The following is a 16,694-nucleotide window of genomic DNA, read 5'->3' as shown; positions in this document are numbered from 1 at the left end:
ACCGACGACACCCGGGACGTCTCGCCCAATCGATCTGTGCGATGGCGCTGGCGGCGGGATGCACGATGAGCGTCCGCGCGGCGGCCGATGCGCCCGGCGCATCGACCCTGTCAAACGCGCCGGGCACACCGGATATACCAAACGCACTGGCACAACCGCATGACACGCAGCATCCAACCACCGCGCGTGACACGGCCTCACGCGACCTCTATCTCGAAGTGACCGTGAACGGACAACGCACGTCGTCGATCGTGCATCTGCGCGAGCAGAACGGACAATTGAGCGTGTCGGCGCACGACCTCGAGCAGCTCGGTTTCTCGATCGGCAAGCTCGGCTATGGCGCGAACGACGAAGTGCGGCTCGACGCGATTCCGGGCCTGCACTACGAATACGACGCCGCACAACAGTCCATCGATCTCTCGGCGCCCGACACGCTTCGCACGCCATACCGCTTCGATTCGCGCGAGATCGCGCCGACACCGGCTGCGGCGTCCTCGCGCGGCTTTCTGTTCAACTACGACGCGTTCTTCCAGTCGGACACGTCCGCGCAGCTCGCGCTGTATTCCGAAGAACGCTACTTCGATCCGCACGGCGTATTCAGCAACACGGGCGTCGCGTATCTGTACACCGGCGACGAGCGCTACACGCGCTACGACACGTCGTGGAGCAAATCGAATCCGGCGACGCTGACGACCACACAGATCGGCGACACGATCTCGTCGTCGCTCGAATGGTCGCGTTCGATCCGTATGGCCGGTTTCCAGTGGCGCAGCAACTTCGCGCTGCGTCCGGACCTCGTGACGTTCCCGGTGCCGTCGTTGTTCGGCACGGCCGTCGTGCCGTCGTCGGTGGATCTGTATATCAACAGCGTGCGGCAATTCAGCGGCAACGTGCCGAGCGGACCGTTCGTCGTCAACGACGTGCCGGGCATCACGGGCGCCGGACAGGCTACCGTCGTCACGCGCGATGCGCTTGGCCGCACGGTGTCGACGTCGGTGCCGCTGTATGTCGATACTCGGCTGCTCGCGGCGGGACTGTCGAGCTATTCGTTCGAAGCGGGTTTCCTGCGCCGCGACTACGGCATCGAATCGTTCAGCTACAACACGACGCCGGCCGTCAGCGCATCGATGCGTCACGGCGTCACCGACATGCTGACGCTCGAGGCGCACGCCGAAGCGACCGGCGGCCTCGTCGACGCGGGCGGCGGCGCGCTCGTGCGGCTCGGCATGGGCGGCGTGCTGAGCGGCGCGCTGGCCGTGAGCGCGGGGCGCCTCGGCGGCGTGCAGACGAGCCTCGGCTATCAGTACATCACGCCGCGTTTTTCCTTCGATGCGCAGACGATCCGCGCCTTCGGCAACTACGGCGATCTCGCCGCGCGCGACGGCACGCCGGTGCCCACCGCGACCGATCGCGTCACCGTGTCGGTGCCGGTGTTCGGCAGCCAGACGTTTGCCTTGAGTTACATCGGCTTTCGCATGCCCAGTGCGCCGGTGTCGAAGATCGGTTCCGTTTCGTGGATGGTGAGCCTCGGCAACCTCGCGTCGATCAACGCGAGCGCGTACCAGGATTTCAGCCAGCACGATTCGCGCGGCGTGTTCGTGAGCGTGAGCATCGGGCTCGGCCACAACACGTCGGTCAACGCGACGGTCGGCCGGCAGAACGGCGAGTCGAGCTACAACGTTACCGCGTTGCGGCCGCCCGATTACAACGGTGGCTGGGGCTGGGGCGTGCAGGCCGGCGGCGCGGGCGCGGTGCCGTTCCGCCAGGCGCAGCTGCAGTATCTCGGACGCTACGGGCAAGCGACCGCGGTCGGCCAGAACATCGACGGACGCACGAGCGCATCGCTCGATCTGAACGGCGCAGTCGTCCTGATGGATGGCGCGGTCGAACCGTCGCGCCGTATCGACGACGGCTTCGCACTGGTCTCGACCGACGGCGTATCGGGCATTCCGGTGCTGCACGAGAACCGCGTCATCGGCATGACCGACGGCGGCGGTCACTTGCTGATTCCGGACCTTAACTCGTACCAGCACAACCAGGTCGGCATCGATGCGATGAAGCTGCCGGCCGATGCGCGCATCGCCAACACGGCGCTGGATCTCGTGCCGCAAGCCCAGTCGGGCGTGCTCGCGCGCTTTGGCGTGACGCGCTACAGCGCCGCCTCGGTTGTGCTGCGGCTGCCTGACGGCACGGTATTGCCGGCCGGCGCGCGCGTGCATCACGTCGAAAGCGGCAGGGACACGATTGTCGGCTACGACGGGTTGACCTTCGTCGATGGACTGCAGGCCGACAACCATCTCGAGATCGATAGCAGTGCAGGACATTGCACGGTCGAATTCGCCTACATGCGTCCGCGCGACGGCTCGCTGCCGACGCTCGGTCCGTTCGTTTGCGAGGTGCACAAGGCGGCCGGCGGCGCACATGCCGATGACACGGCACGGCATACGAACGAAGCAACCGGAGCGACCCAAGCGACCCAGGCAACCCAGGCAACCGAAGCAACCGAAGCAACATCGCGCGCCGCAAGACCGGCCGCGCGCGGAGGCACTCCATGACGCGCCGCTGGCTAATCGCCTTCGCGTGCTTCGCTGCGCTCGTGTTGTGCTCGGGAAATGCGCAAGCGGAAACCTGCAGCGCGAGTCCATCCGGCCTCGTGTTCGGCACGGTCAGTCCGATCCGTCTCGGCGCGGTGGCGGCAACCGGCACGATCAACATCACGTGCACATGGTCCGACGTGACGCTGACACCGAGCGTGCTCGTATGTCTGAATTTCAGCGCGCCGAGCCCGCGCTCGCTCCTCAACGGCTCGAACCAGCTGCTTTACGACCTGTACGTCGATGCGGGCCGCACCGTTCAATGGGGATCCGCCACCGCAGGCGGGACGCCGATCTCGGTGACGATGAACAAACCCTCGGGCACGACGCTCACGACCAGCATAACCGTCTACGGCCAGATCGCCGCGAACCAGCCGACCGTGCCGACCGTCAACAACGCGAGCACCACTTACACGCGCAATGTCACGGCCGCGAACACTTCGCTTAACTACTCGTTCTATCTGCTGCTTGGGCCAACCTGTCCGACGCTGACGACGAGCAACGGCTCGTTCCCGTTCACCGTGAGCGCGAACGTGATCAACGACTGCACGATCACGGCGACCAATGTCGGCTTTGCGCCGGCCGGTGTGCTGAAGGCTGCGCTCAATGCGAACGGTTCGATCACCACGCGCTGCACGAATGGCGACGCCTTTCGCATTGCGTTGAACGGCGGCTCGAGCGGCAACGTCGCCGCGCGCCAGATGCAGCGCTCGGGCGGCGGCGGAGCGGTCAACTATCAGTTGTATCTCGACTCCACGCGCCTGACCACATGGGGCGACGGCACCGCAGGCACGTCGATGGCGACCGGCAGCGGCAGCGGCAATCAGCAGGTCATCACGGTGTACGGACAGGTGCCCGCGCAGTCGACGCCGGCGCCGGGCAGCTATAGCGACACGATTACCGCGACGATCAGTTTTTGAGTGCTCGGGTCGTTAGCGAGCGGCGCGCAGTGCGTAGCGTGCCTAGAAGCCGACGGTCCAGACCGCGGCACGCGTGCCGGGCGCCGCGAGCTGCAACGTGGAGGCGGCATCGGTCGGGTCGAGCGGCATTTGCGCGATGCCGTACGGTTCGTTGTGCATGCAAGTAACGACAGGCCGCGATACGCCTTGAGCGAGGCCGGGTTCGGATACGCGAGGTTCCGATGCAATCACGCAGGTTTGCGGAATCACGAGACTCACTGCAATCGACGCGAGTTCGGCGCACTGCGTGGGCACGGGTAACGCCGCGAACGGCAAGGCGCCGGCAACGGCGAGGGCAAAGCCGGTGGCAACTGAGGCAAGGGAAGCACGCATGAGGTCGACGCAGTTTTCGATACAGGCGGAATTCTAGGCCCGCAGCGCGATCTGCGGTAGTCCTGAGTCAAACGATCCGCGCCGCATCTCCAGTGACGCTATTACCGGCCATTCAATTGAAAACACCATCGACGATTAAGTCATTCGTACCAGCTTATTTATAAGAGTGGAAAATATTTACTTGATCCGATATGCCGTTTAACAACGTTCGATAAAACTGGGGATTTATCTCTTGCGGTAAAGCCACAGTTGTATATGCTGACGAATGTTATCGTAAAGTTTATTGAAAAATGGCTTGAGCATTAACTAGTACTACACCGAATTCCTCATTTACTGACAGCGTCTTCTGACGCCGCCGCCGGCCGGGCTTTGCCGCCGCCTGGTGCCCGCGTCGGGCGCAACCGTGTCTGCCTTTACCGGGGGAGACAGGAGATTCTGTTTGCCGTTGAAATCCGTCTTTATCCGATTCGAATCGCAAGCTGAATCTCAAGCCGAATCGCAAGCAATAAGAACCTTTAAGACAGAGGGCGCCGTGAAAGACATGACCGGTAAAAAAGAATGGATTATGCGGAAAATCGCGGCATTAATCGCCGCGCTGGTGCTGTCGGGTTTTGCCGGTATTCGCGACGCAAACGCTGTATGTACCATAGCCGGCGCGACCGTTACCTGCACCGGAGCCGCCAATCCTCTCGCACCGAGTTTCTCGAGTACCGCCAGCGGCCTGACCGTCAATGCCGATTCGACGAGTACGCTCGGCGTGCTGCTCGGCGTCGGGGGAACGGCACTGTCGCTGAGCGGCAACAACGTGACGCTGAACAACGCGGGCACGATCGACCCGTCACTGCTCGGTACGATCAGCATCCTGTCGAGCGGCGCGGTGATCGGCAATGCGGCGGCCAGTACCGTCAACATCAATAACAGCGGCACGATGAAGGGCACGAGCGGTGTGCTCGGCGTCAATCTGGCCGGGCTGACCGGACTCGCGCTTGTCGTGCAGAACGGCACGGGTGGCGTGAGCACCATCACGAACTCAGGGCTGATGGGCTCGACCGCGCTGGTCAGCGGGACCGTCGGTGTCGGCGATATGCCGACGGTTGCCGTGTACGGCGGCGGCCAGGTCAACTTCACGAATACCAGCACCGGCACGGTCAGCGGGCGCATCGCGTTCCAGGCGCCCGGCACGACGGGTCTCGGCAACACGTTCACCAATGCCGGCCAGATCGTCGGCAGCGTGTCGCTGGGCGCGGGCGCGACCAATACCTTCAACGCGCGCACCGGCTCGTCGGTGGTGCCCGGCGCCGGCGTCAGCGGCAATATTCTCGGCGTGGTCGGCCTATCGATCGGCTTTGCGGCAGCCGGTATCGTCGACGGCGGCGCGGGCGGCAACAACACACTGCATCTGCAACAGGCGGCGGGCGGCCCGGCAACCGGCTCGCTATCGAATTCCAACTACATCAACTTCCAGCATCTGGCCGTCGATAGCGGCACGTGGGCGCTGTCGGGCGCGTCCACCGCCGGCGACGCGACACTCGCGAGCGGTTCGGTGGTCAGTATCGACAACGCGGTGGCGCTCGGCACCGGCACGATCACGGCAACCGGCGGCGCGCTGCAAACCTCGGTGGCCGGGCTCAATCTCAACAATGCGTTGCTGTTCGGCACCGGCGGGCTGATCGTGCAGAGCGCGAACCCGTTGACGCTGTCCGGTGTCGCGACCGGCAGCGGCACGCTGACGAATTCCGGCGCGGGTGCATTGACGCTGACGGGCGTGAACACCTATAGCGGCGGCACGAACCTCAACGCCGGCACGCTGATCGCGGGCAACAACGCAGCCCTTGGCACCGGCGCGGTCAACGTCGGCGGCGCCGCGGCGCTCGATACGAACACCGCGGGCCTCACGCTGGCGAACGCGGTCAATATCGGCAGCGGCAATACGCTCACGCTCGGCGGCTCGAACGCGACGACCTTGAGCGGCGCAATCGGCGGGGCCGGCACGCTCGCGAAAAACGGCGCGGCCACGGTCACGCTGACGGGCATCAATTCATATAGCGGCGGCACGTTGCTCAATGCCGGCACGCTTGCGGTCGGCGTGGGCGGCGTGCTCGCGCCGACGGGCGCCGTGACGCTTGCCGCGGGCACGACGCTCGATATCAGCGGCGCGAGCGCGAACCAGACGATCGGTGCGCTCGCGGGCAGCACCGGGAACGTGCTGCTCGGCGCTCGCTCGCTGACGTTCGGCAATGCGACGAACCAGACCTTCGCGGGCACGATCAGCGGCACGGGCGGCATCGTCAAGCAGGGCACGGGCACGGAAACATTGAGCGGCGCGAACACGTTCACCGGCGGCACGACGATCGGCGCGGGCACACTCGCGTTGTCGGGCAGCGGCACGCTCGCGACGACCGGCGCGGTGAATCTGTCAGGCACGGGCGCGGCGCTCGATATCAGCGCCGCCAGCGGCGCGCGCACGCTCGCCGGACTGTCGGGTGTGGCCGGCAGCAGCGTGTTGCTCGGCGCCAATTCGCTGAGCGCCGGCGACAGCACGAATCAGACGTTTGCCGGCGCGATCTCCGGCACGGGCGGCATCACGAAACTCGGCACGGGCACCCAGGCCTTCAGCGGCGCGAACACCTACACGGGCGGCACGACGATCGGCGCCGGCACACTCGCGCTATCGGGCAACGGCGCGCTTGCGACGACCGGCGCGGTGAACCTGACGAACACGGGCAGCACGCTCGACCTGAGCGGCGCGAACGGCGCGCGCACGATCGGCGCGCTGATCGGCGCCGCCGGCAGTTCGATCGCGCTCGGCGCGAATTCGCTGACGTTCGGCGATACGACCAATCGCGTATTCAACGGCGTGGTGAGTGGCACCGGCGGGCTCGTCAAGCAGGGCACCGGTGTGGCGACGCTGACGGGCGTGAACACGTATACGGGCGGCACGACGGTCAACGCGGGCACGCTGTCGCTCGGCGCGGGCGCGAGCCTCGCGTCGGCCGGCAACGTCACTTTGGGCGGCGCGGGCGCGACCTTCGACATCAGCGCGTCGGGCGCGAATCAGACCATCGGCGCGCTCGCGGGAACCGGCGGCAGCGTGTCGCTCGGCGCGAACACGCTGACCTTCGGCAATGCGACGAACCAGACCTTCGCGGGCAGCATCAGCGGCACGGGCGGCATCGTCAAGCAGGGCACCGGCACTGAAACGCTGACCGGCGCGAACGCGTTCACCGGCGCAACCACGATCAATGCGGGCACGCTCGCGCTAGCCGGCAGCGGCGCGCTCGCGTCGGCCACCAACCTGAACCTCGCGAACGCTGGCGCCGGCTTCGATATCAGCGGTGCGACCGGTAACCGCACGATCGGCACGCTGACCGGCGTAGCGGGCAGCGCGGTATCGCTCGGCGCGCAGTCGCTCACCATCGGCAGCGCGGCGAACGCGGCCTACGCGGGCACCATCGGCGGCACCGGCGGTTTGATCAAAGCGGGCAGCGGCACCCAAACGCTGACGGGCGTGAACACCTACACGGGCGGCACGACGATCAATGCGGGCACGCTCGCGCTCGGCGCAGGCGGCAGCCTCGCGGCTGGTGGCGGCGTGGCGCTGGCCGGCGCCGGCGCGGGCTTCGATATCAGCACATCGGGCGCGAACCAGACCGTCGGCGCGCTGTCGGGCGTCGCGGGTGGCACGGTCGCTCTGGGCGGCAACACACTGACGTTCGGCGACGGCACCAATCAGACCTTCTCGGGCACGATTAGCGGCACGGGTGGCCTCGTCAAACAGGGGGCCGGCGTCGAAACGCTCGCCGGTGCGAACAGCTATAGCGGCGGCACGACGCTCAACGCGGGCGGGCTGGTTCTCGGCAACAACGCGTCGCTGGGCACGGGCGCGCTGACGGTCGGCGGTAATGCGACGCTCGACGCGAGCAGCGCGATCGCGCTCGCGAACAACATCGCGTTGAACGCGGGCCTCACGGTGCTCGGTTCGAACAACGTGACGTTGAACGGCGCGCTGTCAGGTGCGGGCGGTTTGACGAAGAACGGCGCGGCCACGCTGACGCTCGCCGGCGCGAATACGTTCACCGGGCCGGTTAACGTCAACGCAGGCACGCTCGCGCTAACGGGCGTCGGCAACCTGTCGTCGTCGACCGATGTGACGCTGTCAAACCCGGGCGCCACGCTCGATGTGAGCGGCACGACGACGGCGCCGGCGATCGGCGCGCTCAACGGCGCGGCCGGTACGAGCGTCACGCTTGGCGCGAATACGCTGACGTTGGGCGACGCGGCAAACGGCACGTTCGCGGGGACGATCGGCGGCACCGGCGGTTTGATCAAAGCGGGCAGCGGTACCGAAACGTTGAGCGGCGCGAACGCGTATACCGGCGGCACGACGATCAACGCGGGCACGCTTGCGCTCGGCGCGGGCGGCAGTCTCGCGGCCGGCGGCGGGGTGACACTTGCGGGCGTCGGCGCCGGCTTCGACATCAGTGCGGCGAGCGCGAATCAGACGATCGGCGCCTTGTCGGGCGTGGGCGGTAGCACGCTTGCGCTCGGCGCGAACACATTGAGCTTCGGCGATGCGACGAACCAGACGCTCGCGAGCGACATTACCGGCACGGGCGGTCTCGTCAAACAGGGGGCAGGCGTCGAAACGCTGGCGGGCAACAACAGCTATAGCGGCGGCACGACGTTGAACGCAGGAGGACTGATCGTCGGCAGCAATTCGGCGCTTGGTACGGGCACGCTGACGGTCGGCGGCGCGGCCACGCTCGATAGCAGCACGGCCGCCGCGCTCGTGAATAACGTCGTGCTCAATGCGGGCCTCACGGTACTCGGCTCGAACGATCTGACCTTGAACGGCGCGCTCTCGGGCACCGGCGGCCTCACGAAAAACGGCGCCGCCACACTGACGCTGAACGGCACCAATACCTACACGGGCGGCACGCAGGTCAACGCGGGCACGCTCGCACTCGGCGCCAATGCGAGCCTCGCGGCAAGCGGCATCGTCGACGTCGCGACCGGCGCGATCTTCGACCTCTCGGCGGGCAACGGCCAGCAGAGTTTCGGCACGCTGACGGGCGGCGGCACGATCAATCTCGGCGCCAATGTGCTGACGCTCGGCGATACAAACAACGGCACCTTCAGCGGCTCGATCGGCGGCAGCGGCAGTCTCGTCAAAGTCGGCACCGGCACCGAGACGCTGACCGGCACGAACACCTTCACGGGCGGCACCGCGATCGACGCCGGTACGCTCGCGCTCGGCGCGGGCGGCACGCTGGCCTCGAACGGCGCGGTCGCGCTGAACGGACTCGCTTCGGGCTTCGATATCAGCGCATCGGGCGCGGACCAGACGATCGGCGCGTTGAGCGGCGTCGGCGGCACGGTGACGCTCGGCGCGAATACGCTGACGTTCGGCGATGCGACCGACCAGACCTTCGCGGGCGCGATCGGCGGCACGGGCGGCATCGTCAAGGACGGCGCCGGCATCGAAACATTGACGGGCGCGAACACCTTCACGGGCGGCACGACGATCGCGAACGGCACGCTCGCGATCGTCGCCGGCGGCAGTCTCGCGTCGACGGGCGCCGTGACGCTGACTGGGCCGACCTCAACCTTCGACATCAGCGGCGCATCGTCAGGTATCCAGACGATCGGCGATCTGTCCGGCGCGGCAGGCAACGTGGTGCTCGGCGCCAACACGCTGACGTTCGGCACGGCGGCCGATCAGACGTTCGGCGGCACGATCAGCGGCACGGGCGGCATCGTCAAGCAGGGCAGCGGCACGCAAACGCTGACCAGCGCGAACACGTTCACCGGTTCGACGACTGTCGACGCGGGCACGCTTGCGTTGTCGGGCGCGGGCAGTCTGTCGTCATCGACCGATGTGAATCTCGCGAACGCAGGCGCGGGCCTCGATGTCAGCGCTGCGACCGCCGCGCCGACGATCGGCGCATTAAGCGGCGTCGCGGGCACGAACGTGACGCTCGGCGCGAATACGCTGACGCTCGGCGATGCCGCGAACACCACGTTCGGCGGAACGATCGACGGAACCGGCGGCCTCGTCAAACAGGGCAGCGGAACACAAACGCTATCAGGCGCGAACACCTACACGGGCGGCACGACGATCAACGCGGGCACGCTCGCGATCGCGGGCAACGGCAGTCTCGCGGCCGGCGGCGCGGTCAACGTGGCCGGCGCGGGCGCGGCACTCGATATCAGCGGGGCGGCCGCGAGCCAGACGGTTGGCGCGCTGTCGAGCGCGGCGGGCAGCACGGTCGCGCTCGGCGGCAACTCGCTCACGTTCGGCGATGCGACGAACCAGACGCTCGCGGGGAACGTGACGGGCACCGGCGGTCTCATCAAGAACGGCACGGGCGTCGAGACGTTGAGCGGCAACAACACCTATAGCGGCGGCACGACGTTGAACGCGGGAGGATTGATTGTCGGCAGCAACGCGGCGCTCGGTACGGGCACGCTGAGCGTCGACGGTTCATCCACACTCGATAGCAGCACCGCGGTCGCGCTCGGCAATGACGTCGTGCTGAATGCCGGGCTCACGGTATTGGGCTCGAACGATCTCACCATGAACGGCGCGATCTCGGGCACCGGCGGCCTGACCAAGGACGGCGCCGCGACACTGACCTTGAACGGCACCAACACCTACACGGGCGGCACGCAGGTCAATGCCGGCACGCTCGCGCTCGGCGCCAACGCCAGCCTTGCCGCAAGCGGCATCGTGAACGTCGCCACGGGCGCGACCTTCGACCTCTCGGCCGGCAACGGCCAGCAGACCTTCGGCACGCTGACGGGCGGCGGCACGATCAACCTCGGCGCGAACGAGCTGACGCTCGGCGATGCGACCGACGGCACGTTCAGCGGCTCGATCGGCGGCAGCGGCAGTCTCGTCAAGGTCGGCACCGGCACCGAAACGCTGACGGGCGCGAACACCTTCACCGGCGGCACGACGATTGATGCGGGCACGCTTGCGCTCGGCGCGGGCGGCAGCCTCGCGTCAAGCGGCGCGGTGACCCTGAACGGCCCGGGCACCGGCTTCGATATCAGCGCATCGGGCGCGAACCAGACGATCGGCGCGCTGGCCGGCAGCGGCGGCGACGTGACGCTCGGCGCGAACACGCTGACCTTCGGCGACGCGACGAACCAGACCTTCGCCGGTTCGATCGGCGGCACGGGCGGTATCGTCAAGGCGGGCGCCGGCACTGAAACGCTGACGGGCGCGAACACCTACACGGGCGGTACGACCATCGACGCCGGCACGCTTGCGTTGTCGGGCGTCGGTAGCCTTGCGTCGGGCAGCGCGCTCAATCTCGCCGGCGCGGGCGCGGCATTCGATATCAGCGCCGCGGCGGGTAATCAGACGGTCGGCGCCTTGGCGGGCGTCGCGGGCAGCGCGATTGCGCTCGGCAACAACACGCTTGCGTTCGGCGATGCGACGAACCAGACGCTCGCGGGGAACGTGACGGGCACCGGTGGTCTCGTCAAGAACGGCACGGGCGTCGAGACATTGAGCGGCAACAATACCTATAGCGGCGGCACGACGTTGAACGCAGGAGGACTGATCGTCGGCAGCAATACGGCGCTCGGTACCGGCGCGCTGACGGTGAACGGCGCGGCGACGCTCGACAGCAGCACCGCGGCTGCGCTGGCCAACAATATCGCACTGAACGCGGGCCTCACAGTGCAAGGCTCGAACGACCTCACACTGAACGGCGCGCTGTCCGGCACAGGCGGCTTGACGAAGGACGGCGCCGCCACGCTGACGCTGAATGGCGCGAACACTTATACGGGCGGCACCACCATCAACGCGGGCACGCTCGCGCTTGGCGCGAACGCGAGCCTCGCCGCAAGCGGCATCGTCGATATTGCGAACGGCGCGACCTTCGATCTGTCGGCGGGCAGCGGCCAGCAGACCTTCGGCACGCTGACGGGCGGCGGCACGGTCAACCTCGGCGCGAACACGCTGACCGTCGGCGCGGCGACCGACGGCACGTTCGCCGGCAGCATCGCCGGCGCGGGCGGCGGCATCACGAAGGTTGGCGCCGGCACCGAAACACTGACCGGCGCAAGCACGTACACCGGCGCGACCACCGTCGATGCCGGCACGCTCGCGCTGGCCGGCGCGGGCACGCTATCGGCCGCGACCAACGTGAATCTCGCGAACGCGGGCACGGCACTCGACATCAGCGGCGCGACCGGCACGGGCGGCACACCCGCCACGCCGACTATCGGTTCGCTATCGGGCACGGCGGGCACCAACGTGACGCTCGGCGCGAATACGCTGACGCTCGGCGGCGGCTCGGACGGCACATTCGACGGCACGATCTCGGGAACCGGCGGTCTCGTGAAGGCCGGCGCGAGCACGCAGTTCCTGATGTCCGCGAATACATTCAGCGGCGGCACGACGCTGACCGGCGGCAAGCTCATCATCGGCAACGATGCGGCGCTCGGCACCGGCGCGCTGACCGTCGCCGCGCCCGCGACGCTCGATGCGGCCGTGCCGGTGAACCTGTCCAATCCGGTCAATCTCGTTGCAACTGCAACCATCGTCGGCAGCGCGGACACCACGCTGTCGGGCATCGTGTCGGGCATGGGCGGCCTGATCAAGAACGGCGCAGCCGATCTCACGCTGGCGGGAAACAACACGTTCTCGGGCGGCACGGTCGTCAACAGCGGCACGCTGACGCTCGCCTCGAGCGGCGCGCTCGGCACCGGCGGCCTGACGATGAACGGCGGCATGCTGAACGTCGGCACGGTGGGTCAGCCGCCGCTGAACCTGACGCTGAGCGCCTTGAACGGCCTTGCCAATGCGGCGATCAACCTCGGCAGCGCGAACCTGACCGTCGACGGCGGCGGCACGTTCGGTGGCACCTTGAGCGGCGCCGGTTCGCTGACCAAAGCGGGCAGCGATACGCTGACGCTAAGCGGGACGAACACGTACAGCGGCCCGACCACGGTCGCGGCCGGCACGCTCGCCGTCACCGGTTCGGCCGCGAATTCCGCGGTAACCGTGCAGACCGGCGCGACGCTGACGGGTACAGGAACGGTTGGAGACCTGATCGTTCGCAGCGGCGCGACCGCTAGCGCATCGCAGCCGGGTCAGGGTATCAATGTCGTCCGCGGCGTCACGTTCGACCCGGGCTCGACGCTGCAGGTCGGCGTCTCGCCGCAGCAAAGCGGCTCGGTCGACGCCGGCGGCGCGGCGACGCTCGGCGGCGGCACGGTGCAGGTGGCGGCGGGGCAGGGCATCTATACGCCGTCGGTTGCCTACCCGGTGGTTAGCGCGGCGGGCGGCGTGTCCGGCGCCTTCGAGGGCACGACGACGAACCTCGCGTTCCTCTCGCCGACGCTCACGTATGACGCGACGCACGTGTATGTGACGCTGCAGCCGAACGGCCAGGCGCTCGCATCGGTTGCGAATACGCCGAACCAGGCATCGGTCGGCGCGGCGCTCGCCACCGTGCCGTTCACGGGCGGCGACACGCTGCTGCCCGCCGTGCTGTCGACCGATGCGCCGACCGCTCGCAACGCCTTCGACATGCTCGACGGCGAATTGCACGCGAGCACGCAAAGCATGCTGCTGCTCGACAGCCGCTACCTGCGCGATGCCGTGACGGACCGCATCCGCGAAGGACTTGCGCCGACCAGCGGGCCGCTCTCCGCGTTGTCGGCGGGCTCCGCGCTATGCGACAGTCGGCTCGCGCAAGGCGCGCTGCCCAACAACGCCAAAGATGCGAACAGCGCGTTGCACGGCGGCTCGAGCGATGCATGCGTCGACAGCCGGCCGTATCAGCCGGTGGTCTGGGCCCAGGCCTATGGCGCCAACAGCAAGCTCGCCGGCAACAGCAACGCCTCGGGTATCGACCGCAGCACGGCCGGGTTTATCGGCGGCGCGGACATGGCGCTCAACGATACGTGGCGCGTCGGTCTGGCCGGCGGCTTCGCGCACAGCTCGGTGGACAACGATCTCAATTCATCGGCGTCGGTCGACAGCTACCACATCGCGATGTATGGCGGCGCGCAATACGGACCGCTTGGCGTGCGTCTCGGCGCCTCGTATTCATGGAACGATATCGGCATGGACCGGTACCCGTCCTTCACCGGCTTCAGCGATCACGATAGTTCGGATTACGACGCGAAGACCGCGCAGGTATTCGGCGAGGTCGGCTATGCGGTGCCGTTCAACCGCTTCGCGATCGAGCCGTTTGCGGGTCTTGCCTATGTGAACCTGCATACCGACGGCTTTACCGAAAACGGCGGCGACAGCGCGCTGCGCGGCAACGGCGAAACCGACAACATCGGCTTTTCGACCCTGGGCTTGCGCGTCGCGACACGCCTTGGCGCGTTGCCGCTTGCCGCGTTCAGCGCGCATGCGATGGCGGGCTGGCGGCACGCGTTCGGCAATACGCAGCCGACCTCGACGCTGGCGTTCGTGAGCGGCGGCTCGTCGTTCGACGTTGCGGGCGTGCCGATCGCGCGCGATACCGCGGTGGTCGAACTCGGCGTCGACGCGAACCTCGCGAAGAACGTCACGCTTGGTGTGGCGTATAGCGGGCAGTACGGAGGCGGCTCGCACGATAACGCGATTTCCGGCCGGTTTGCGTGGAAATTCTGATCAGGTGCGTGCCGGTGCGTCACCCGTTTTCCACTTCCAATAGGAAGAGTATTGGTCGGGGGGCGAGTCCGCGTAATCGGGATACAGACTTGCATCAGGCAGTCTCGACAGTAAGCCCACCCTGAGTGGGCTATTGTCCCATGCGTACATGTACTGTTCGTAGGATGGCGACGTCTCGCCTTTGTTGAAGGTCTGGATCTTGTAGCCCTGCCAGATGCGATCGTAGGGATACTTGTCTGCAATGGCTTTTCCGATGGCGAAGCCGGCGGCGCCCCCAACGTACGCTCCATTCGGGTTAAAGCCGCTGCCGACGTATCCGATGACGGCGCCGGCCGCCGTCGTACCGACCTCCGTCGCGACCTTCTCGGCTGAGGTCAGGTCGCTCCAGGCCAGTGTCGGCTGATACGCGGTGATGACGGTCTTGCTGCCGTCCGGGAAGTCGAATTGCCTGACGTGCGGATTGCCGCCCACCGGCTCGCCGTACTGAAAGAAGCGAGCCTGCGTGTCCCAGGGCGCGCTGCTCGCCGCATACGCGCTCTGGTAGCCATCGGGCTTGCCCGCGGGAGCGCTTTCAGCAAAGGGCAGAAACGACACCTCTCCATCATGGAATCGCAATCGCGCGAGATCTTCCGCCGTAATACCATTTTCCGGCGCAAGTGACGCGTTATGGGCAGCGCCACCGGCGGCCCCTGGCGGATCGAGTTCGTGAAAATCCGCGCTGGCGTTCATGTTGCCGCTGACATCTGCCAGTCGCTCAAAAAACCCACGGTCGTGGCCGGCATGGCGCTGCGCGGCGTCAACGATGCCTGTCCGATTGGTCTGGTCGAGGTGCGCAATGCGATTCGTAGCGGCGTAGCCGTTAAATTGCGGGAGATTCCAGCCCATCTCGCGTCCTATGGCCTGTGCAAGGTTCTCCGTCGGCCCGAGGTGGTCTTGCTGCAAGTTTTCGGGGGGATCGTCGGCGCCGGTCAAGTGGTGAACGACCTCGTGAATCAGAATCTCCTGCCATTGTTGATAGGCAGGATGATCGGCATCCGGCGCGGCCCCGACACTGATATAGGGAACGTTGTTGGCTCCATAACCCGCCTCGGTTGAGGGAATGGAAGCGATGGGCAGCCGCCCTGCCGGGTCTGGCGATTGCAGATCGGAGAGCCTCAGGTCGCTGATCTCCTTTCGTTGGCCCTGATATTGGGAATCGCGCGTGTACACGTTCCTGTATCTGAGGTCTTGAAGGAATTCGCCGTCGTGGTGCAGGTTATAACTGACGAGAGCCTGGAACGTCGGCGACCGCGTCAGGGCATCGAGCAGTGTGTTGCCGATCGCGTCGGTCGTCTGCCGGTCCGCGAGTCTGTCCCGGCTAGCAAGGACCGAATGCATGATGTCGGCGCGAGACTTGAGCATCTGTTCGGCGGTCAGCGGCGTTTGCTTGCCGAGACGTGTTACGTAGTCCGCAAAGCCATCGGACGATGGCTTGGGTGCGGAATCGTCGCGTTTGACACGCGTCGGTGTTGTCGGCGCCGCCGTCTTGCTGCTCCCGACCGATGGTTTGCTCCGGACCGGTGGTTTGCTTTTGGCCGGTGGCGGCGTCGGTTGGTTCGGCGCGAAGGAGTCCGATTCGGTGCCGAAATGGCTTGCCGCAGACCAGCGGCCTAGTGTTGTGTTCAACATGCTGGATTTAATTTAAGGATGACGAATGATTAGTGTTGACGGAATAGATGGCGGCATGCCGCCGCGGCGCAGAAAGGTTGCGTCAGGCACCATTGTTATGCGATATGCATGCACGAGGTAATGGACATATCTGTCAGGTGCTCGCGCGCCTTCTATCGCCAGCTGGCCTGGCCATTCCGGCGATAACTCGCGTTGCCCGAATAACGCGATTTCCGGCCGGCTTGCATGGAAATTCTGAAAAGCCCCTTTGCCTGACAGCTAATCGACTTGCGTAAAAGCGTTGAAAGTAATTCAACGCGTCGGCCAAAGGCGATGCATTTCCATCGCTTAACCATTGCATAACAAAGGCAAACAGAATTGTGACAAATCGATGACTTCGGCTGCCTGCCGGAATGAATACTTTTCTTTCTATAAAATTACAATAACATAATAGAATATTACGAAATGTAATTTACATCCCAATTCCAGCAATGGAGTAGGGGAGACCAAGGCCCGTTTGTGCGCCATGCATAAGCA

General features: G+C 66.2%; 5 protein-coding genes. 3 read left to right on the top strand and 2 right to left on the bottom strand.

Annotation, left to right across the window (positions count from 1 at the left end; all coding sequences use genetic code 11):
- Positions 1 to 41: 41 nt before the first annotated feature.
- Positions 42 to 2,555 carry a fimbria/pilus outer membrane usher protein gene (locus tag KZJ38_RS32510; RefSeq protein WP_425518430.1) on the top strand — a complete coding sequence of 838 codons (2,514 nt, stop codon included), beginning with the start codon at positions 42 to 44 and terminating at the stop codon, positions 2,553 to 2,555.
- Entirely contained in the window at positions 2,552 to 3,514 is a 963-nt protein-coding gene (locus tag KZJ38_RS32505; protein WP_219801141.1) for a Csu type fimbrial protein, read from the top strand. Before KZJ38_RS32510 ends, KZJ38_RS32505 begins: the two co-directional genes overlap by 4 nt.
- Positions 3,515 to 3,556: 42 nt before the next feature.
- Here KZJ38_RS32505 and KZJ38_RS32500 read toward each other — a convergent pair whose 3' ends face one another.
- The gene (locus KZJ38_RS32500) at positions 3,557 to 3,886 is read right to left on the bottom strand and encodes a hypothetical protein (RefSeq protein WP_219801140.1); all 330 of its coding nucleotides are present in this window, start codon (positions 3,884 to 3,886) and stop codon (positions 3,557 to 3,559) included.
- A 565-nt stretch (positions 3,887 to 4,451) separates the two neighbouring features.
- Between KZJ38_RS32500 and KZJ38_RS32495 the strand changes: the two genes are divergently transcribed.
- Positions 4,452 to 14,510, top strand: coding sequence for an autotransporter-associated beta strand repeat-containing protein (locus tag KZJ38_RS32495; protein WP_219801139.1), 10,059 nt, complete (start codon positions 4,452 to 4,454; stop codon positions 14,508 to 14,510).
- Here KZJ38_RS32495 and KZJ38_RS32490 read toward each other — a convergent pair whose 3' ends face one another.
- On the bottom strand, positions 14,511 to 16,178 hold the full coding sequence (locus KZJ38_RS32490) for a M85 family metallopeptidase (protein ID WP_219801138.1): 1,668 nt from the start codon (positions 16,176 to 16,178) through the stop codon (positions 14,511 to 14,513).
- Positions 16,179 to 16,694 lie beyond the last annotated feature (516 nt).

Source organism: Paraburkholderia edwinii (assembly GCF_019428685.1).
Lineage (GTDB): Bacteria > Pseudomonadota > Gammaproteobacteria > Burkholderiales > Burkholderiaceae > Paraburkholderia > Paraburkholderia edwinii.
Note: the sequence above shows the minus strand (reverse complement) of the source record. Positions and strands in the feature narration are given on the sequence as shown.

Excerpts from the sequence above, each read along its gene's own strand:
- KZJ38_RS32510 (WP_425518430.1), top strand. The coding sequence starts at position 42 with ATGGCGCTGGCGGCGGGATGCACGATGAGCGTCCGCGCGGCGGCCGAT.
- KZJ38_RS32505 (WP_219801141.1), top strand. The coding sequence starts at position 2,552 with ATGACGCGCCGCTGGCTAATCGCCTTCGCGTGCTTCGCTGCGCTCGTG.
- KZJ38_RS32500 (WP_219801140.1), bottom strand. The coding sequence starts at position 3,886 with ATGCGTGCTTCCCTTGCCTCAGTTGCCACCGGCTTTGCCCTCGCCGTT.
- KZJ38_RS32495 (WP_219801139.1), top strand. The coding sequence starts at position 4,452 with ATGCGGAAAATCGCGGCATTAATCGCCGCGCTGGTGCTGTCGGGTTTT.
- KZJ38_RS32490 (WP_219801138.1), bottom strand. The coding sequence starts at position 16,178 with ATGTTGAACACAACACTAGGCCGCTGGTCTGCGGCAAGCCATTTCGGC.